The following is a 19,179-nucleotide window of genomic DNA, read 5'->3' on the forward strand; positions in this document are numbered from 1 at the left end:
ACCCCTGCTCCCCGAGGAGGAACCGTGCTCGCCAACCAGTGGATGGGCAAGGAGGACCTCGAGGTCAACGAGGTCCCCGACCCGAGGATCCTCAACGACCGCGACGCCATCGTGAGGATCACGTCGACCGCGATCTGCGGCTCCGACCTGCACCTCTACGACGGCTACATCCCCACGATGAGGAAGGGCGACATCCTCGGCCACGAGTTCATGGGCGAGGTCGTCGAGGTCGGCAAGGGGGTCGGCAACCTCCGGGCCGGCGACCGGGTCGTCGTCCCCTTCACGATCTCCTGCGGCGCCTGCCTCAGCTGCTCCCGCGAGTTGTTCTCACTGTGCGAGAACTCCAACCCCAACCACCGGATCGCCGAGAAGGTCATGGGGCACTCCCCCGCGGGCCTGTTCGGCTACTCGCACATGATGGGCGGCTACCCCGGCGGGCAGGCGCAGTACGCCCGGGTCCCCTTCGCCGACGTCGGACCGATCAAGATCGAGGACGGCCTGCCCGACGAGCAGGTGCTCTTCCTCTCCGACATCTTCCCGACCGGCTACATGGGCGCGGAGATGTGCGACATCCAGCCCGGCGACGTCGTCGCGGTCTGGGGAGCCGGGCCGGTCGGCCAGTTCGCCATCGCCAGCGCGAAGATGCTCGGGGCCGAGCGGGTCATCGCCATCGACCGGTTCGGCTACCGCCTCGACAAGGCCCGCCAGGCCGGCGCGACCGACGTGCTGGACTACGAGGAGGTCACCGTCCTCGAGGCGCTCCAGGAGCTGACCGCCGGGCGCGGGCCGGACGCCTGCATCGACGCCGTCGGCATGGAGGCCCACTCCGCCATCGGACCGCTCCACGCCTACGACCGCGCCAAGCAGGCGACGCGCCTGGAGACCGAGCGCCCGCACGCCCTGCGGGAGGCGATCATGGCCTGCCGCAACGGCGGCACGGTGTCGATCATCGGGGTCTACGGCGGGCTGATGGACAAGTTCCCGATCGGCTCGTTGATGAACCGGTCACTGACCGTCCGCACCGGCCAGACCCACATGCAGCGCTACATGCGGCCGCTGCTGGACCGGATTCGCAACGGCGACATCGACCCGAGCTTCGTCGTCTCGCACACCATGCCGCTGACCGAGGCGCCGGAGGGGTTCCGGATGTTCCGGGACAAGCAGGACGAGTGCAACAAGATCGTCCTGAAGCCCTGAGACCCGACGTCTGGTGGGATGGAGCGCGACGGGCGCCGGTGGTCGGCGCCCGGCGAGGGAGGTCCCGTGCAGTACGCCAAGTCCGTCGTCGAGCTGGTCGGGAATACCCCACTGGTCCGGTTGACGTCCGTCACCCGCGACCTCGGGCCCGACGCCCCGCTGGTGCTGGCCAAGGTCGAGTACCTCAACCCGGGCGGTTCGGTGAAGGACCGCATCGCGGTGCGGATGGTCGACGCGGCCGAGGCCAGCGGCGCACTGCGACCCGGCGGGACGATCGTCGAGCCGACCAGCGGCAACACCGGCATCGGCCTGGCGCTGGTCGCCCAGCAGCGCGGCTACCGCTGCGTCTTTGTCTGCCCCGACAAGGTGGGCAAGGAGAAGATCGACGTGCTCAAGGCCTACGGCGCCGAGGTGCACGTCTGCCCGACCGCCGTCGACCCGGCCGACCCGCGCTCCTACTACTCCGTCTCCGACCGGCTGGCCCGCGAGCTGCCCGGCGGATGGAAGCCCGACCAGTACGCCAACCCGGCCAACCCTCAGTCGCACTACGAGACCACCGGGCCGGAGATCTGGGCGCAGACCGACGGGCGGGTGACCTGCTTCATCACCGGCGTCGGCACCGGCGGCACGATCAGCGGCACCGGCCGCTACCTCAAGGAGGTCTCCGGCGGGCGGGTGCGGGTGGTCGGCGCCGACCCCGAGGGCTCGGTCTACTCCGGCGGCACCGGGCGCCCCTACCTGGTCGAGGGCGTGGGCGAGGACTTCTGGCCCGATGCCTACGACCGCACGGTGGCCGACGAGATCATCGCCGTCAGCGACGGGGACTCCTTCGCGATGACCCGGCGGCTGGCCCGGGAGGAGGGGATGCTCGTCGGCGGCTCCTGCGGCATGGCGGTGGTCGCCGCGCTGCGCGCCGCCGAGCGGCTCACGAAGGACGACGTCCTGGTGGTGCTGCTGCCCGACGGCGGGCGCGGCTATCTCGGCAAGATCTTCGACGACGAGTGGATGGCCGACTACGGCTTCCTGGAGCAGGCCACGCAGGGCACGGTCGGTGAGCTGCTGGCGGAGAAGGGCGGGGCGACGCCCGAGCTGGTGCACACGCACCCGAACGAGACGGTGCGCGAGGCGATCGACATCCTCCGCGAGTACGGCGTCAGCCAGCTGCCGGTGGTGCGGGCCGAGCCCCCGGTGACCGCCGGTGAGGTCGTCGGGTCGGTCGAGGAGAAGGCGCTGCTCGACGCCCTGTTCGCCGGGCGGGCCAACCTCTCCGACCGGGTGGAGCGGCACATGTCCCCGCCGCTGCCGATCATCGGCTCCGGCGAGCCGGTCAGCGCCGCGGTGTCGGCCCTGGGGACGGCGGACGCGCTGCTCGTGCACGAGGAGGGCAAGCCGGCCGGCGTGGTCACCCGGCAGGACGTGCTCGGCCACCTCGCGGGCCTGACTCCTACGGTCGAGGCATGACCTCCATGCCCGGGTTCAACACCCGCGCCATCCACGCCGGGCAGGACGCGGACCCGGCCACCGGTGACGTCGTCGTCCCGCTGCACCTGGCGACCACCTTCAAGCAGGACGGCGTCGGCGGGCTGCGCGGCGGCTACGAGTACGCCCGCAGCGCCAACCCCACCCGGACGGCGCTGCAGGAGGCGCTGGCCGCACTCGAGCAGGGCCGCACCGGGCTGGCGTTCGCGTCCGGCCTGGCCGCCGAGGACACCCTGTTGCGTACCGTCTGCGAGCCGGGCAGCCACGTCGTCCTCGGTGGCGACGCCTACGGCGGCACGTTCCGGCTGATCTCGACGGTGGCCTCCCGCTGGGGCGTGGAGCACACCCCGGCCGACCTCAACGACCCCGACGCGCTGCGGGCGGCGATCCGGCCGACCACCCGGGTGGTCTGGTGCGAGACGCCGACCAACCCGCTGCTCAACGTCGCCGACATCGCGCTGACCGCCGAGGTCGCGCACGAGGCCGGGGCGCTGCTCGTCGTCGACAACACCTTCGCCTCGCCCTACCTGCAGCAGCCGCTGACCCTCGGCGCCGACGTGGTCGTGCACTCGACGACGAAGTACCTGGGCGGGCACTCGGACGTCGTCGGCGGCGCGCTGGTCGTGGGCGACGACGACCTCGCCGCGCGGCTGACCTTCTCCCAGAACGCGATGGGGGCGGTGTCCGGTCCGCTCGCCGACTGGCTGGTGCTGCGCGGCATCAAGACCCTCGGCGTCCGCATGGACCGGCACCAGGACAACGCCGCCCGGATCGCGGAGTTCCTGCTCGGCCACCCGGCAGTCGCGTCGGTGCGCTACCCGGGCCTGCCCGACCACCCGGGGCACGAGATCGCCGCGAAGCAGATGTCCGGGTTCGGCGGGATGCTCTCGTTCCGGCTCGCCGGCGGGGAGGACGCCGCGCTGCGCGTGTGCGAGCGGGCGCAGGTGTTCACCCTCGCCGAGTCGCTGGGCGGGGTGGAGTCGCTGATCGAGCACCCGGCGCGGATGACCCACGCCAGCGCGGCCGGCTCGCCGCTGGAGGTGCCCGGCGACCTGGTGCGGCTCTCGGTCGGCATCGAGGACGTCGAGGACCTGCTCGCCGACCTGGAGCAGGCACTCGCCTGAGCGTCGTGCCCGATGATCAGGTGACCTGATCGTTCCGGCTCCGGGCTCACCACTGGTCGTGAGCCCGGAGCCGGAACCGTGATCCCAGCTGATCATCGGGCGGCGGTGGGCGTCCGGTCAGCCGGCCAGCTGCTCCTCGAACCAGGCCCGTGCCCGGGCGTTGCCCGCCCAGCCCCGCTCCCCCGCCACGCGCACCCGCTCGGCCAGCGCGCCGGAGAGCGCCTGCTCGAGCGCGGCGTCCAGGGCCTCGGCGGTCAGCTCCTCGGCGGGGAGGACCAGCGGCCAGTCCAGCGCCGACGCCTGGCTGGTGACCTTGGCACCGCCGGCGATCGGGTCGCAGGCGATCACCGGCCGGCCGTGCTTGAGACCGAGGACGAGGGCGTGCAGCCGCATGCTCACCACGACGTCGGCCCGGCGGACGAGCGCCTCGACCTGGGCCGGACGGCGCGGGTGCGGCTTCTCGAACAGGTCCATGTCCAGCTCGAACCAGGGCAGCGCGCGGCCGGCCAGCCACTCCTCGATCGCCCCGCGCACGCGCTCGGCCTGGCTGCGCTCCCCGTACTCGCCCTGCGTCGGCGTGAACGCCACCGCGATCACCGGCGCCTCCGGGGTCGGGCCCTCGACGGCGAGGTCCGGGCGCGCCAGGCCCGCAGCGTCGCGCTCCCAGACCCGGTCGAACAGCTCCCGCGCGGACTCCTCCACCACCGAGACGTTGACCGCCCAACGCTGCGCGCCGGCGAAGGCCTCGGCGAGCTCGCGGAGCAACGGCCGGTCGGCCAGCGGGCCGCTGACGAACACCAGATGGGTGTAGTCGGCCGGGTCGACGTCCCGCCAGTCCACCCCGCGCGCCAGGTAGGGCGCCCAGGCGACGTCGTGGTCGATCCTCCGCTCGGTGAGCCAGCCGGCCACCACGTCCGCGCCGAGCTCGTCGCCGACGGTGGCGATGACCTCGTCGAAGCTGAACCACCCGGCGAGCAGCACACGCATGGCCGCCACCCTCGCACCCGCCGGTGACCGCGACGCGTCCGGGGAACGAGATCCTGGTCGCAGCGGTCGTCCCGGCCGCCGCCCGACCCCGAGGAGATGCCCCGTGAGCGACACCGCCAGCGACCTCCACCTGACCGCCATCGAGGCAGAGCGCACCCGCATCCGGGAGGCGCACCTGCGCCCGGCCGGCGAGCGACCCGCCTCCACGGCCCGCGGCCTGCACCACACGGCACTGATCAGCGGCGACGTCGAGCGGACCGTCCGCTTCTACCAGGACGTGCTCGGCTTCCCGTTGACCGAACTGATCGAGAACCGGGACTACCCGGGGTCCTCGCACTTCTTCTTCGACATCGGCCACGGCAACCTGCTGGCCTTCTTCGACTTTCCGGGCCTGGACGTCGGCCCGTACGTCGAGGTGCTCGGCGGGCTGCACCACATGGCCATCAGCGTCGACCCCGAGCGCTGGGAGGACCTGGTACGGCGGCTCGGCGAGGCCGGCGTCGCGCACGAGGTGCACAGCGACGTCTCGGTGTACTTCCGCGACCCCGACGGTGCCCGCATCGAGCTCATCGCCGACCCGCTCGGCGAGATGTACGGGTCCAAGGTCCTCTGACCCATCCGCCCCGACCGGCCCCGTCCCGGGGACCGCCCCGAGCCTGCGAGAGGTGGGGAGGGCGGGGTCCTTCTTCAGGCCGGGGAGTCGACCAGGTCGGCGTAGTCGGGGTGCCGCTCGATCCAGCCGCGGACGAACGAGCAGCGCGGCACCGCCCGCAGCCCGCGCGCCCGGACGTCGTCCAGCGCGCCGCGGACCAGGGTGCCGCCCACGCCGCTGCCCTCGGTGTCGGGGTGGACCTCGGTGTGGGTGAACACCACCCGGTCGCCCTGCCGCTGGTAGGCGGCCGAGCCCAGCACCCGGTCGCCGTCGCGGGCCTCGTAACGACCGGCCTCGGGGACGTCGGTGACGATGCGCTCCATGTCCGCGCCAACCCCGCGGGCGGCGAGCGTGTTCCGTCAACCGGGCAGCCCCAGCGCCCCGGTGGGGCACTGGGCGACCGCGTCCCGGACGGCGTCCTCGTCGGCGGGCCCGGGCTGCGTCCCCAGCACCCGGACGACGCCGTCGTCGCCGACCTCGAACACGTCGGGGGCCAGGAGCTCGCAGGTGCCCGACCCGACGCAGCGCTCGCGGTCGACCTCGACCCGCATCAGCGCACCCCGGTCAGCCGGGCCGGCAGCCGCTTGACGCCGTTGACGAACGACGAGCGCAGCCGGTCGGGCTCGCCGATGACCTCGAGATCGGGCAGCCGGTCGAACAGGGCGCGGAAGGTGACCGCCAGCTCGCGCCGGGCCAGGTGCGCGCCCAGGCAGAAGTGCGGCCCCTTCGACCCGAACCCGACGTGGGGATTGGGGTCGCGGGCGAGGTCGAGGACCTCCGGGTCGCGGAAGACCGCGGGGTCGCGGTTGGCCGCGGCGTAGAGGAGCAGGAACTTGTCGCCGGCGCGGAAGCGGTGGCCGTTGACCTCGCCGTCCTGCGTGGCGGTGCGCCGCATCCAGGTGACCGGGCTGCTCCAGCGGACGATCTCCTCGACGGCGGTGCGGTCCAGCCCCGGGTCGGCCGCCCACCGCGCCCGCTGTTCCGGGTGCTGGTGCAGGGCCAGCACGCCCTGGGAGATGGCGTTGCGGGTCGTCTCGTTGCCGGCGACCAGCAGCAGGATGAAGAACGAGGCGATCTCCTGGGAGGAGAGCCGCTCGCCGTCCACCTCGGTGGTCACCAGCGCGGTGGTGAGGTCCGGCTGCGGACGCTCCAGCCGCTCGGCGGCCAGCCGCTCCATGAGCGCGGCGAGCTCCATGCCGGCCATCAGGAAGGCGCTGACCGGGTCGTCCTGGTCCTCGATGAGCTCCGGGTCCCCGCCGGAGAGGATGACGTTCGACTGCGCGAGGACGTTCGCGCGGGCCTCCTCCGGGACGCCCATCATGTCGCAGATGACCCGCAGCGGAATCGGCGCGGCGATGTCGGCGACGACGTCGATCGCCCCGCCCTGCGCCGCCGCCGTCCGCCGGGCCCGGGTCAGGACGTCGGCGACCACGTCGCGGACCCAGTCCAGCAGCTGCTCGAGCATGCGCGGCGTGAACGCCTTGGACACGATGCGCCGGATCTTGGCGTGCCGGGGGTCGTCCATGCTGATCAGCGAGCCGTAGAACTCGTTGAGGTCGGCCGGGACGTCCGGGATGGAGACCGCGCCGCGGCCGGAGCAGAAGACCGCCGGCTGGGAGCTGATCGCCTCGAGGTCGGAGTAGCGGGTGACGGCCCGGTAACCGGGCCCGACCGGGATCCCGGGCAGCTCCGGCTCGGCGAAGAAGGCGAACGGTCGCTCCCTGCGCAGTGCCGCGAAGGTCGCGTACCGCACCGACGGCGGGCCGGCCCACCAGTCCCGGTCGGACAGGTCGACGGCGTCCAGGTCGACGGCACCGGACGGGCTGGTCTCGACGGTCACGGACGTCCTCCCCAGACGATCGGTCGTCGGTGACCGCGACGCTAGGGAGCCCGCCGGCGACGCACAACACCCCGAGCAGCAGCGACAGGACCCGGGAAGGACGAAGGGCCCGGTCACCGTGGTGACCGGGCCCTCGTGCCGTGGTAGCGGGGACAGGATTCGAACCTGTGACCTCTGGGTTATGAGCCCAGCGAGCTACCGAGCTGCTCCACCCCGCGTCGTGTGCCTCCACCATACACGCCGTCCTGCTGGGGGCCCCGCGCTCGAGGATGTCGCGATCGGCACCTCGGCCCGGCGGAGCCGTCGCCAGGCCCAGAGAGCGAACGGCGCGACGACCGTGGGCGCGGTCAGCACGCCCGGGGTGTAGCCACGGGTGACCACCGCCGAGGCCAGGTGCGGGACGGCGTGCAGCCCGAAGCCGGCGAGCGTGGCCTGGTACAGGGGGCTGCGACCGTTCGTGTGGGCTCCGCGGGCCGCCGCCGTCCCGATGACACAGGCCATCACCCCGATGGCGGCGGTGGCGTGTTCCTGCGAGACCGACATCCGGTCCCAGACCGCTGCCGGGACCCACGGCAGGTTCTGCTCCAGCCGCGGCCGGGCCCGGTCGGCCCAGCCGGCCATCGTGCACAGCTCCTCGGCATCGTGCAGGGCCCAGGCGGCGAACAACCCCCACGTCACGGTGCGTAGGAGGCGCCCGGCCCGGGAGTCGGCTCCGGTGGTGGTCTCGGCGGTCATGCGTTCGCCCCTGACCCGCCGCCATGCCGAGGAAGAGCAGGCTGCAGGCCACGGCCCAGCCCAGGAGCGCCCTCGTCCACAGCCGCCACTCGTAGCGGGCACGCTCCTCCTGGCTCGTCCTTCCCGTCCCGGCCTCGGTCGGCGCCCCACCGACGGAGGTCGCGGCGAGCTCGCGGCACATCAGCCGGGTACGGGGACCTCCACCCGGCAGGTCAGCGACGTCGGTCACCATGAAGCCGAGGCTCTCGTAGGACCGCACGTTCGGCTCGGCGCTGGCCTCCAGGTGCACCGGCAGCCCCTCCCGGTCAGCCCGGTCCAGCTCCGGGGCCCTGTGATGCACGCGCTCGAGGACTCCTGCGGGCACGCAGTCACTGTAGGAAACGCGCCCTGCGCTGGGCGTGCCCTGCCCAGGATGGAATCGGACCGCTCCAAGAGTCTGACCGCACGCCTGAACGAGCCGGCGTCGCTCCGAGAATCGGCGCCCCATCCGGCCGCCGGCTCCCTACGGATCGTCGTGCCCGACGTCGACCACCACGCTGCGCGGCCCAGCGGTCACGATGACCGGCTCCGGCGCATCTCCGGCGACTGCGATCAGCTGCCCTGCCGGCGGGACCCGGTGTTGAGGAGGTGGCGCCGGGTGGCGTGAAGGTGACCTCCACGGCAGGTCCCCCGGGCCGGCGGTCGGTTGCGGGTGGACGCGGGGCTGGGCTGCCTACGCAGGACCGGCCCAGCCGACCCGGAGAGCCCGGGAACCGGGCCCAGGAACGACGAGGGCCGACGCGCGTGCGTCGGCCCTCGTCGTTCGGAGTAGCGGGGGCAGGATTCGAACCTGCGACCTCTGGGTTATGAGCCCAGCGAGCTACCGAGCTGCTCCACCCCGCGTCGGTGACACCACCATACCCCGCCGGGGACGAGCGGTGCAGCGGCCGCCGGCGTGGGCCCCACCACAGAGGTGGGGCCCAGGCCGGCCGGGGACTCAGCCGCCCGGCGTCACCGCCGCCTGCGTGGCCTGGTCCTGCGCGGCCTGGTATGCGTCCACAGCCGTCTGCAGATCCGCGAGAGCCTGCCCCTGGCCGGCGAAGTCCCCGCTGCGCTGCGCGTCCTCCAGGGCCTGGAGCGCATCGTTGATCGCGACGACCGCCTGCTGCATCTCCGGCGTGGCCGGCGTCCCGTCGCCCGCCGGCGGCCCCGGCGGTACCGGGGCGGGCGCGTCCGGCGCCGGAATGGGCGCGGGCTCGGGCTCCAGCGGCCGGTCGTTGTCGATCGCCGCCTCCCCCGCTCCGGGACCGAAGACCTGGTCCAGCGCCTCCGCGAACGTGTCGGCGTAGCCGACCCGGTCGCCGAAGTTGACCAGCACCTTCTGCAGCAGCGGGAAGGAGTTCTCCCCGGTGCCGCGGACGTACAGCGGTTCCACGTACAGGAGCCCGTCCCCGCCGATCGGAAGGGTGAGCAGGTTGCCGAACACCGCCTCGGACTCCCGGCTGTTGAACAGCGTCAGGTCCGGTCGCACGAGGTCGTTGGTGATGAACGACTGCTGCACCTGCTGTGGACCGCGGTACGGCGTGTTGCCCGGCAGCACCAGCACCTGGATCTCGCCGTAGTTCTCCGGGGCGCTGGACGCGGAGATGAACGCCGACAGGTTCTCCCGGTTGAAGGCGTTCAGCGCGCTGGTCAGCTGGAAGGTCGCCTCGTCGTCACCGGGCCGCTGGGCCAGGATGTAGTACGGCGGCTGCGCCTCGTCGGTGTCCCGGGTCGGGTCGTCGGGGATCTCCCAACGGTCGTTCTGGGCGTAGAAGTTGGCCGGATCGGTCACGTGGTAGCGGGTGAGGATCTCCCGCTGCACCTTGAACAGGTCCTCCGGGTAGCGCACGTGGCTGATCAGCTCGTCGGACATCTCGCTGCGCGGCTGCACCACGCCCGGGAACGCCTTCATGAAGGTCTGCAGCACCGGGTCGCTGTCGTTCCACGCGTACAGGCGGACGGTGCCGTCGTAGGCGTCGACGGTGGCCTTCACCGAGTTGCGGATGTAGTTGAACGTCTCGTTCGGCAGCGCCGTGGTGCCGGCCCCCGTGAGCGAGTCCTGGGCCACCTCGCCCAGCTCCATCTGCTCGGCGTAGGGGTAGGAGTCCGACGTCGTGTAGCCGTCGAGGATCCAGGTGACCCGCCCGTCGATGACCGAGGGATACGGATCGCCGTCCACCTCCAGGAACGGCGCGGCCTTCTCCACCCGGTCCAGCGGGTCACGGACGTAGAGCACCTTGGAGGCGTCGTTGACCGCGCTGGAGAGCAGGAAGTTCCGCTCCCGGTAGTGGATCGCGAAGGTCAGCTGCCGGAAGAAGCTGCCGACCGAGACGCCGCCCTCGCCGTCGTAGGTGTTGTTGATCTGCCCCTCGTCCGAGCCGTCCTCCGGCTGGTCGAACTCCCGCGGCTCGGCCCCCTCCGGCGCACCGACGACGGAGTAGTTGTCGATCAGTTCGCCGTAGTAGATCCGGGCCTGGTCGACCGGGATGTTGCCGACCGTGGGCAGGTCGCCCGTGGTGAAGTTCGGCTCACCGCCCTCCTGGCCGGCGACCACCTCGTTGCCCGGGGCGGCGACGAACCCGTTGCCGTGGGTGTAGACGGTGTGCCGGTTGATCCAGGTGTCCTGGTTCTCCGACAGCGAGGAGCTGTCCAGCTCACGCACCGCGACGACGTAGTCGCGGGTCACCAACTCGCCGGTCTCGGGGTCGGGCAGCGTGTAGCGGTCGATGTCCAGCTTCTCGGGGAAGCCGTACACGTTGCGGATCTGCTGGCGCGCGGTGTACGTGTCCGAGAGCACGTTGGGGTCGAGCAGTCGCGCGTTCGGGATCGTCTCGGTGTCGGCACGCAGTGCCGTCAGCGCTGCCTGCGGGTCGACCTGCTCGCCGGTGGTGTCCTCGGCGTAGTCGACGTAGTTCACGTCGGAGAGGTTGTAGGCGGCCAGCGTCGAGGCGATGGCGCGTTCGATGTAGGCGGCCTCCCGCTGGTCGGCGCTGGGCCGGACGACGAACTGCTGCACGATCGCCGGGTAGGCGACCCCGATGACCAGGCTGGAGAGCAGCAGCAGCACCAGCGCCGCGGCCGGCAGCCGGAAGTTGCGGACGACGATGTTCGCGAAGAACGCGACCGCGCAGACGGCCGCGGCGAAGACGAGGATCGTCTTGGCCGGCAGCAGCGCGTTGACGTCGGTGTAGCTGGCACCGGTGAACAGGTCACCGCGGTCGGAGTAGACGAGCGCGTAGCGGTCCAGCCAGTAGGCCACCGCCTTGAGCGCGACGAAGATCCCCAGCAGCACCGAGAGCTGCACCATCGCTGCGCCGGTCAGCTTCTGCCCCGGGGTCTGCAGCCGCAGACCGCCGAACACGTAGTGGGTCAGCAGCGAGCCGATCAGCGCGAGCAGCACGATCGCGAAGCCGAAGCCCAGCAGCAGCCGGTAGAAGGGGTAGTCGAAGACGAAGAACGAGATGTCCAGGCCGAACTGGGGGTCGGTCCGGCCGAAGTCCGTGCTGTTGCGGAACTGCAGCCAGGTCTCCCAGTTGCCCTGCGCGGCGAATCCGGCGAACAGCCCGAGCACGACGGCGACCGAGGTGAGCACCAGGGTGCGACGCGGCTCGATCGACTGCCGGTAGCGCTCGAGGTTCTGCTGCTCGAGCGACATCGGCCGGAACGTGGGACGGAACCGGTAGGCGAGGTAGATGGCCAGCGCGGTGAGGCCGCCGGTGGCCACGCCGGCCACGGCGAACAGCAGCGCGCGGGTCTGGAGCTCGGTCCAGAAGACCTCGGTGTAACCGGTCTCGTCGAACCAGAGGTAGTCGACGTAGACGTTGGTCAGCGTGCCGATGGCCGTGAACAGCACCAGCAGGACGGCGATGGCCCCGATGACCACCTTCGCGCGCCGCGACAGGGTCGGCACGGACACGGGGGGCCGCATGGCCACGAGGGTCTCCTTCAGTCGCGGTCGTGGCGGAGCGCCACGGACGTTCCCGGCCACGGACGGTCGAGCCGGCGCCGGCTCGGGCCTCCGGGCGCCGATCCGGTCGCTCAGACCAACGTTCGGGGCCGCACGAGGTTCCCCGGCCCCCCGCTCCGGGTCGACCGCCTCCGCCGGGCGGACGCCCGTCGCGTCGGCCTCAGCAACCCTCGGGCGTCCGCCCGGCGCGGAAGTCCTCGAGCGCGGCCAGGGCGTCGTCCAGGTCGGACACCCGGGCCAGGGTGAGCCCCGGCTGCGGCGCTGCGAGGGCGTCGGCGCAGTTGTCGGCCGGGACGAGGAACAGTTCGGCGCCGATCTCGGCGGCGGCGATCATCTTCAGCTGGATGCCGCCGATCGGGCCGACCTCCCCGGTGGGGTCGATCGTCCCCGTGCCGGCCACCGTGGCCCCGCCGGTCAGGTCGGTGTCCCCGACGAGGTCGAGGATGCCCAGGGTGAGCAGGAGACCGGCCGACGGGCCGCCGACGTCCTCGACGCGGATGTCGACGTCGAAGGGAGCCGCAGGTTGCTCACGGACCAGCACGCCGAGCACCGAGCCCTCGCCGTCCTCGGCCGCACGGGTGGTGATCGTCGCCGTCCCGGGCTCGCCCAGCCGGGTGTAGCCGACGGTCACCGTCGTACCGCCGGGGATCGAGGTCAGGACGGCGTTGAGCGTCTCCAGGTCGGGCGTGGGCCGGCCGTCGACGCTCTCGATCGCGTCGCCCTCCTGCAGCTGCCCCTCGGCCGGCGAGTCCTCGGACAGTCCGCGCACGACCACCTTCACCGGGTAGCCCAGCTCGGCGAGCGCCGCGGCCTCGGCTGCCTCCTCGGAGGTGAGGAAGGCCTGCCGGTTGGCCTCGCGGGTCTCCTGCTCCGACCGCCCCGGCGGGTAGACCGTCTCCTCGGGGACGACGCTGACCTCGTCGTCGAACCAGCCCTGCACCGCCTCCACCAGGCTCAGTCCGGCCCGGCTCACGCCGACGGTGGTGAGCGTCAGCTCCCCCTCGGTCTCGTTGCGCTCGCGGCCCTCGATGCTGATGATCGGCTCGCCGTCGATCTCGCCGAGCGTGTTGAAGGTCGGTCCCGGCACCTGCGCGACGTAGGGCACCGGTACCGCGGCGCCGAGCACACCGAAGACCACCAGCAGCACGGCACCGACGCTGAGGACGGCCATCCGACGGGTCACGACCGGCGAGCTTAGAGAAAGGACCTCCCTGCCCCCCACGCCTCGCCAGCTCGGCGCAGGCCCCTGCAGGGAGGCCGCCCCTGCCCCCACGCCTCGCCAGCTCGGCGCAGGCCCCTGCAGGGAAGCCGCCCCTGTCCCCCGCCGCTCGCAGGCTCACGGCGGGACCCTGCAGTGCAGGGGGCCGCCTGTCCGCTCCGGGCGGACGAGACGTCCGCCCGGAGATCACGCGTCTACCGTGGGGGCATGAGCGATCTCCCGTTCGGTTTCGGCGTTCCCGACCGCGATCCCGAGCGTCGCGACCAGCCGGGGTCCGGCGCCGGCAACGATCCGTTCGGGCTGGGGGCACTCTTCGGCGGCGGCACCGCGGGAGGGGGGACGCCGGACGAGCTGCTGGCGAAGATGCCGCTGTTCGCCGAGCTGCAGAAGCTGATGAGCTGGTCCGGCGGACCGGTCAACTGGGACCTCGCCCGGCAGGGCGCGATCAGCTCGCTCGCCGCCGGGTCGCAGCCCACCTCCGACGCCGAGCGGGCCGCCGTCACCGACGCACTACGGCTGGCCGACCTGTGGCTGGACCAGGTGACCGAGCTGCCCTCCGGGGTGGATCGGCCGCTGGCCTGGTCGCGGGTGGAGTGGGTGGAGCAGACGCTGCCCGCCTGGAGCACCCTCATCGACCCTCTGGCCGAGCGCGTGGTCGCCGCCATGACCAGCGCGCTGCCTGCCGAGGCGGCCGCGATGGCCGGCCCGCTCGCCGGGATCATGGGCCGGATGGGCGGCCTGATGTTCGGCGCCCAGGTCGGCCAGGCCCTGGGGCGGCTGTCCGGCGAGGTGCTCAGCAGCAGCGAGATCGGCATTCCGCTGGCGCCGGCCGGTGCCGGCGTCCTGCTGCCGCAGAACGTGGCCGAGTTCGCCGCTGGCCTGGACCGCCCCGCCGACGAGGTGCGGTTGTTCCTCGCGCTGCGCGAGGCAGCCTCCCAGCGGCTGTTCGTCCACGTGCCGTGGCTGCGCCAGCAGCTGCACGACGCCGTCCACGCCTACGCCCGCGGCATCCACGTCGACCGGGAAGCGATCGAGCGCGGCATCAACGAGGCGATGGGTTCGATGGGCGGGATCGACCCCACCAACCCCGAGGGCATCCAGGCGCTGTTGGGCAGCGGGCTGCTCGAGCCCGAGGAGACGCCCGAGCAGCAGGCCGCGCTGCGCCGCCTGGAGACCCTGCTCGCCCTGATCGAGGGCTGGGTGGACAGCGTCGTCGCCGCGGCCGCCGGCGACCGACTGCCCGGGCACGGAGCCCTGGCCGAGACGATGCGCCGCCGCCGGGCCTCCGGCGGGCCGGCCGAGCAGACCTTCGCCACGCTGGTCGGCCTGGAGCTGCGGCCCCGACGGCTGCGCGACGCGGCCACCGTGTGGGGCGCGATGGCCCAGCAGCACGGCAACGCCGATCGGGACCGGCTGTGGTCGCACCCCGACCTGCTGCCGACGTCCGACGACCTCGACGAGCCGCTGGACTTCGTCGCCCGCCAGGGGGCGGACGACGAGCTGCGCGCCCTCACCGCCGAGGACGCCGACGACGAGCAGGGGCGAGGCGAAGGCGAGGCCGGGCCGCGGGACGACGACCGCGGCTGAGCGCGAAGTCCGACAGCGGGAACCGGTCTCGGCCGACGGTCGGGGGCCCCGACTTCCCCGCAGTCGGCTCCGACACGAGCAGTGGGGTGGGCGGCGTCCGGAGAACGCCGATGTCATCGCGCTAGTCGACCAGGTCGTCGTCCCCGCTGGGCGAGGCGCCGTGCGCCGAACCCAGCTCCACTCCCTCGAGGAAGCCGCGCGCCCGCTCGGCCCGCGGGTAGCGGGCCACCAGTGACCAGAAGCGCGCGTCGTGGCTGGGCTCGACCAGGTGCGCGAGCTCGTGCACCAGCACGTAGTCGACGACGTACTCGGGCATCGCGCGCAGCCGGCTGGAGAGCCGGATGGTGCGGTCGGCCGGCGTGCAGGACCCCCAGCGCCGGTTCTGGTTGTCCACCCACCGGACGCTGGCCGGCTGCGGCACCCCGTCGAGATGTGCCGCCGACAACGCCCGCGCGCGGACCATCAGCTCGTCGTCCCCACCGATGGACCGGCGACGCCGCTCCTCGCGGGTCTGCAGCTTGGCGACCATCTGTGCCACCCAGCGCTGCTCCTCGGCCGGGCTGAACGCCGCCGGGATCAGCACGACCGTGCGCCCGGACTCCCGGTAGGCGGTCACCGTCCGGCGGCGGCGGCTGCTGCGCCGGACCTCGACGGCGCCCTCGGGTAGCGCGGTGCCCGTGGTCGTCCGCCCCGCCCGGTCGGCGGGGACGGCCCGGGAGACCCGGAGGTTCTCTCGCGCGGAGAGGTCCGGGACGGCGCTGCGCGGGGTGTCGGGGGGCGTTCCGGGCACGGAGGCACCGTAGTCACCGGGGAGTTGCCGCGCTCCGGGAGCCGCACCCGCGCGGGGCGCATGTCGCACGGACGGTGGACACAGCCCGCCCGGTCCGGGGGACGCCTCCCCGAGAGCCGCCGTCCACACGCGGGCAACCGGTGTTCGTGCAGGTGGGAAGGCGCGTCGCGACCCACCCGGCAGGCGCCGCCCGGGCGGCTGTCCCCCGACCGCGCACAGCGACACGCCGCGCGGTCCCCACTCGCTCCACAGTGCTGTCCACAAGCTGTGGGAAGGAAGCCGGGGAGCGGCCCCGTCGACGACCGGCGGACGCGCGGCAGCCGGGTAGCGTTCGGAAGGACGGCGCCCCGCGCGGGACGCCGAGCGGATCCCGGACGAGGAGGCACCGTGGCGGAGAGCTACAACGGCTACTGCGTGAAGTGCAAGGAGAAGCGCGACTTCGACGGCGAGGTCAAGGTCAGCGAGTCCGGTCGCCGCATGGCGCAGGGCACCTGCCCGGTCTGCGGCACCAAGATGAACCGGATCCTCGGCAAGGCCTGAAAGAGGACCACTCTTCTCCCCGCGCCTCGTGGAAGAACCCCGTCCTGCCCACCCTCCGCAAGCTGTCAGGAGAATCCACCGGAATTCTCATCCGTCGAGGCGGCCTGGAACAGGCCATGGATTCTCAGGGCGGGGCTCGGGACGGGGCCGGCGGGCCGCTGAAGGGCGGCCGTTCCAGCACGTCACCACGACGGCGGCGCCTGCACCGCGGGCGCCGTCGTTCGCCGTCTCCGGGGCGTGTGGACCGGCCGGCCTGTGGACGGACGGAGCAGCCGGGACCGGCGCACTGGCACCCTGCGCGGGTGGCCGACACCGCGCACCCGCTGCTGCCCGTGACCGTTCCCGTGCTTCGCCTGGACGGGGCGGACGGCACCGAGGCGGTGCAGGTCGGTGGCGCCGACTCCTCCGACGGTCTGCTCATCTCCCCCGGCGCGGCCGACCTGCCCGGCCTCCTGCGCGGCCTGGACGGGCGGCGTGCGCAGCGCACGGTCCTCGCCGAGGCCGCCCGAGACGGCCACGACCCCGCGGCGGTGACCGCTCTGCTCGACGGCCTCCGGTCGATCGGCCTGCTCCTCGACCTGGACGCCGCCGACCTGCTCGCCTCGGACGCCGGTCCGGCCGCTGCCGTGCGCTCCCGGGCCGAACTGCCCACCGCCGCGGGGCGGACCGGCGGCGGCGCCGGCTGGCGGGCCCGCCGGGACGCGACGGTCGTCGTCGACGGGGCGACCCGGGTCGGCGTGCCGCTCGCCTCGGTCCTGGCCGCGAGCGGCGTCGGGCGGGTGAGCGTCCGGGACGACGGGCTCGCCGGAGCGGGCGACGCCGTCGTCGGCGGGCTGACCGCCGACGACGAGGGCCGCCCGCGCGCGCTGGCCGCGGCCGACGCCGTCCGGCGGGCCAGCCCGCTCACCGACCTGCGGCCTCTCGCCGACGGAAGCGCGGCCGACCTCGTCGTCCTCACCCGACCGTGGGCCGCCTCCGATCCGCTCGCCGCCGACCTGCAACGGCGGGGCGTGCCGCACCTGGTGGCGACCGTCCGCGGGGAGACCGGCGTGGTGGGGCCACTGGTGGTACCGGGCGCGACCGGCTGCCTGCGGTGTGCGGACCTGCACCGCCGGGACGCCGACCCGCGGTGGCCGGCGCTGGCCGCCCAGCTCACCGCGGGCGAGACGCCACCCGGTGGCGCCACGGTGACCTGCCTGTCGACCGCGGTGACGGCGGCCGTGCAGGTGCTCACCCTCCTCGACGGGGCCGGCGCCCCGGTCACCCTCGGCGCGACGGTGGAGCTGCGGCCGCCGAACCTGCTCCCCCGCATCCGCCGGTGGCCGGCGCACGCCGACTGCGGCTGCAGGTCCGACTCGGACGGGTGCACCTGACCCTCTGCCAGCGGTATCACCGCCGATCGGGGGACAATGGCGACGTAGTGCGCCTCCGGGCCCGTAGCGGGGCCGGTGCCGCCGCGACCGCGGCCGACGAGCGCCAGCGAGGAGGACACGTGAGCGAGCCTGACCGGGGGATCCCACGGGGCTCGGTGTCACGGACCGCGCGCCTGGCCTCACTGCCGCTGGGGGCAGCCGGCCGGGCCACCCTGGGCATCGGCAAGCGGCTGTCCGGCCGCCCCGCCGACGCAGTGACCGCGGAGCTGCAGCAGCGCACCGCCGAGCAGCTGTTCGCCGTCCTCGGCCAGCTCAAGGGCGGGGCGATGAAGCTCGGGCAGACCCTGTCGGTGTTCGAGGCCGCCGTCCCCGAGGAGGTCGCCGCCCCCTACCGCGAGGCGCTGGTCAAGCTGCAGGAGGAGGCGCCGCCCATGCCGGCGCGCACCGTCCACGCGGTGCTCGCCCAGCAGCTCGGCGGCCGGTGGCGGGAACGCTTCCGCCACTTCGACGAGGAGCCCGCGGCCGCGGCCAGCATCGGACAGGTCCACCGGGCCACCTGGCGGGACGGCCGGGACGTCGCCGTGAAGATCCAGTACCCGGGTGCGGCCACCGCGCTGATGGCCGACCTCAACCAGCTGGCCCGTTTCGCCCGGCTGTTCGCGGCGCTGTTCCCCGGGATGGACGTCAAACCGCTGATCATCGAGCTCAAGGCGCGCGTGGTCGAGGAGCTGGACTACGGGCTGGAGGCGGACGCGCAGCGGACCTTCGCCGCCGCGTACGCCGACGACCCGCAGATCGTCGTCCCCCGGGTGGTGGCCAGCGCACCGAAGGTGATCGTCTCGGAGTGGCTCGACGGGACGCCGCTGTCGAAGGTGATCGCCTCCGGCACCCGTGAGGAGCGCGACCGCGCCGGCCGCCTGCTCGCGGTGCTGCACTTCTCCGGCCCGCAGCGGGCCGGCCTGCTGCACGCCGACCCGCATCCGGGCAACTTCCGGTTGACCGCCGACGGACGTTTCGGGGTGATCGACTTCGGCGCGACCGCGCGACTGCCGGACGGGCACCCCGAGCCGATCGGCCGGCTGGTGCGCTGGGCTCTCGAGGGGCGTGCGGACGACGTCCTGGCCGACCTGCGCGCCGAGGGGTTCATCCTTCCCGGGGTCGAGGTCGACGCGCAGGGGGTTCTGGACTACCTGCGCCCGCTGCTCGCTCCCATCGAGGGCCACCATTTCCACTTCACCCGCGCGTGGATGCAGGAGCAGGCCAACCGCATCGCCGACCCCCGCACCGAGGCCAGCCGGCTGGGCCGGATGCTCAACCTGCCGCCGGCCTACCTGCTCATCCACCGGGTGACCATCGGGTCGATCGGGGTGCTCTGCCAGCTCGACGCGGCCGGCGACTACCGCAGCGTGCTCGAGGAGTGGCTGCCCGGCTTCACCGGCTGAGCAAGGACCCCCTGCCCCCCACCGTGGAAGGACCCCCTCCTCCCCACCCCTCGGAGAAGGACCCCGTCCCCCTCACCGTTGGCAAGCTCGCGGCGAGCCTCCGGACGGGGCCGCCCCGGGACGGGGTCAGCGGCGGGACCCTGCAGCGGGCCGGCCGGGGCGGGGGCGCGAACTCGCGCCCCCGCGGGGTGGGTGCCGTCAGCGGACGGCGGCGCTCGCCCGCGCG

The 19,179-nt window shown here is 73.4% G+C and carries 16 protein-coding genes and 2 tRNA genes; 8 read left to right on the forward strand and 10 right to left on the reverse strand.

Going from position 1 to position 19,179, the window contains the following annotated elements:
* The first annotated feature begins 24 nt into the window (after nucleotides 1–24).
* The 3 genes from E4P41_RS04205 (at nucleotide 25) to E4P41_RS04215 (ending at nucleotide 3,800) form a co-directional block, all read left to right on the forward strand.
* Nucleotides 25–1,197 carry a zinc-dependent alcohol dehydrogenase gene (locus tag E4P41_RS04205; protein ID WP_135139617.1) on the forward strand — a complete coding sequence of 391 codons (1,173 nt, stop codon included), beginning with the start codon at nucleotides 25–27 and terminating at the stop codon, nucleotides 1,195–1,197.
* Nucleotides 1,198–1,263: 66 nt separating this feature from the next.
* Nucleotides 1,264–2,658, forward strand: coding sequence for a cystathionine beta-synthase (locus tag E4P41_RS04210; protein ID WP_135139618.1), 1,395 nt, complete (start codon nucleotides 1,264–1,266; stop codon nucleotides 2,656–2,658).
* On the forward strand, nucleotides 2,655–3,800 hold the full coding sequence (locus E4P41_RS04215; RefSeq protein WP_135139619.1) for a cystathionine gamma-synthase: 1,146 nt from the start codon (nucleotides 2,655–2,657) through the stop codon (nucleotides 3,798–3,800). The genes E4P41_RS04210 and E4P41_RS04215 overlap by 4 nt, the downstream gene beginning before the upstream one ends.
* A gap of 117 nt (nucleotides 3,801–3,917) precedes the next feature.
* Here the strand turns inward: E4P41_RS04215 and E4P41_RS04220 are convergent, their stop codons facing one another.
* Complete coding sequence (locus tag E4P41_RS04220; protein WP_135139620.1) at nucleotides 3,918–4,787, reverse strand: polysaccharide pyruvyl transferase family protein; 870 nt, start codon at nucleotides 4,785–4,787, stop codon at nucleotides 3,918–3,920.
* Nucleotides 4,788–4,890: 103 nt separating this feature from the next.
* Between E4P41_RS04220 and E4P41_RS04225 the strand changes: the two genes are divergently transcribed.
* On the forward strand, nucleotides 4,891–5,400 hold the full coding sequence (locus E4P41_RS04225) for a VOC family protein (protein WP_209307535.1): 510 nt from the start codon (nucleotides 4,891–4,893) through the stop codon (nucleotides 5,398–5,400).
* A 74-nt stretch (nucleotides 5,401–5,474) separates the two neighbouring features.
* Here E4P41_RS04225 and E4P41_RS04230 read toward each other — a convergent pair whose 3' ends face one another.
* The 8 genes from E4P41_RS04230 to E4P41_RS04265 all read right to left on the reverse strand — a co-directional run bounded on the left by E4P41_RS04230 (nucleotide 5,475) and on the right by E4P41_RS04265 (nucleotide 13,185).
* Nucleotides 5,475–5,762: a GNAT family N-acetyltransferase gene (locus tag E4P41_RS04230; protein ID WP_135139621.1), complete on the reverse strand. Its 288-nt coding sequence runs from the start codon at nucleotides 5,760–5,762 to the stop codon at nucleotides 5,475–5,477.
* A gap of 36 nt (nucleotides 5,763–5,798) precedes the next feature.
* Complete coding sequence (locus E4P41_RS04235; protein WP_135139622.1) at nucleotides 5,799–5,990, reverse strand: ferredoxin; 192 nt, start codon at nucleotides 5,988–5,990, stop codon at nucleotides 5,799–5,801.
* Nucleotides 5,990–7,279: a cytochrome P450 gene (locus E4P41_RS04240; protein ID WP_135139623.1), complete on the reverse strand. Its 1,290-nt coding sequence runs from the start codon at nucleotides 7,277–7,279 to the stop codon at nucleotides 5,990–5,992. Before E4P41_RS04240 ends, E4P41_RS04235 begins: the two co-directional genes overlap by 1 nt.
* 141 nt (nucleotides 7,280–7,420) lie before the next feature.
* Nucleotides 7,421–7,497, reverse strand: a tRNA-Met gene (locus tag E4P41_RS04245).
* Complete coding sequence (locus E4P41_RS04250) at nucleotides 7,475–8,014, reverse strand: HXXEE domain-containing protein (protein ID WP_135139624.1); 540 nt, start codon at nucleotides 8,012–8,014, stop codon at nucleotides 7,475–7,477. Before E4P41_RS04250 ends, E4P41_RS04245 begins: the two co-directional genes overlap by 23 nt.
* An 808-nt stretch (nucleotides 8,015–8,822) precedes the next feature.
* Nucleotides 8,823–8,896: transfer RNA gene (locus tag E4P41_RS04255), tRNA-Met, on the reverse strand.
* Nucleotides 8,897–8,990: 94 nt separating this feature from the next.
* Nucleotides 8,991–11,963 (reverse strand): UPF0182 family protein, encoded by a 2,973-nt coding sequence (locus E4P41_RS04260; RefSeq protein WP_245177093.1) that lies wholly within the window; start codon nucleotides 11,961–11,963, stop codon nucleotides 8,991–8,993.
* 199 nt (nucleotides 11,964–12,162) lie between these two features.
* Nucleotides 12,163–13,185: a S16 family serine protease gene (locus tag E4P41_RS04265; protein ID WP_245177094.1), complete on the reverse strand. Its 1,023-nt coding sequence runs from the start codon at nucleotides 13,183–13,185 to the stop codon at nucleotides 12,163–12,165.
* Between the two features lie 243 nt (nucleotides 13,186–13,428).
* Here E4P41_RS04265 and E4P41_RS04270 point away from each other — a divergent pair, with 243 nt between their 5' ends.
* Nucleotides 13,429–14,808, forward strand: coding sequence for a zinc-dependent metalloprotease (locus E4P41_RS04270; protein WP_135139626.1), 1,380 nt, complete (start codon nucleotides 13,429–13,431; stop codon nucleotides 14,806–14,808).
* Nucleotides 14,809–14,929: 121 nt separating this feature from the next.
* Here E4P41_RS04270 and E4P41_RS04275 read toward each other — a convergent pair whose 3' ends face one another.
* Nucleotides 14,930–15,598 carry a M48 family metallopeptidase gene (locus E4P41_RS04275; RefSeq protein WP_245177095.1) on the reverse strand — a complete coding sequence of 223 codons (669 nt, stop codon included), beginning with the start codon at nucleotides 15,596–15,598 and terminating at the stop codon, nucleotides 14,930–14,932.
* A 387-nt stretch (nucleotides 15,599–15,985) separates the two neighbouring features.
* Between E4P41_RS04275 and E4P41_RS21910 the strand changes: the two genes are divergently transcribed.
* From E4P41_RS21910 to E4P41_RS04285, 3 genes are all read left to right on the forward strand, one after another.
* A complete protein-coding gene (locus E4P41_RS21910; protein WP_012950213.1) occupies nucleotides 15,986–16,138 on the forward strand; it encodes a DUF5679 domain-containing protein in 153 nt (50 codons plus the stop codon).
* Nucleotides 16,139–16,440: 302 nt separating this feature from the next.
* Nucleotides 16,441–17,511: a ThiF family adenylyltransferase gene (locus tag E4P41_RS04280; RefSeq protein ID WP_209307536.1), complete on the forward strand. Its 1,071-nt coding sequence runs from the start codon at nucleotides 16,441–16,443 to the stop codon at nucleotides 17,509–17,511.
* Between the two features lie 119 nt (nucleotides 17,512–17,630).
* Entirely contained in the window at nucleotides 17,631–18,953 is a 1,323-nt protein-coding gene (locus E4P41_RS04285) for an AarF/ABC1/UbiB kinase family protein (protein WP_135139627.1), read from the forward strand.
* The last annotated feature ends 226 nt before the right edge of the window (nucleotides 18,954–19,179 follow it).

This window comes from Geodermatophilus sp. DF01-2, from assembly GCF_004571065.1.
Classification (GTDB): Bacteria; Actinomycetota; Actinomycetes; order Mycobacteriales; family Geodermatophilaceae; genus Geodermatophilus.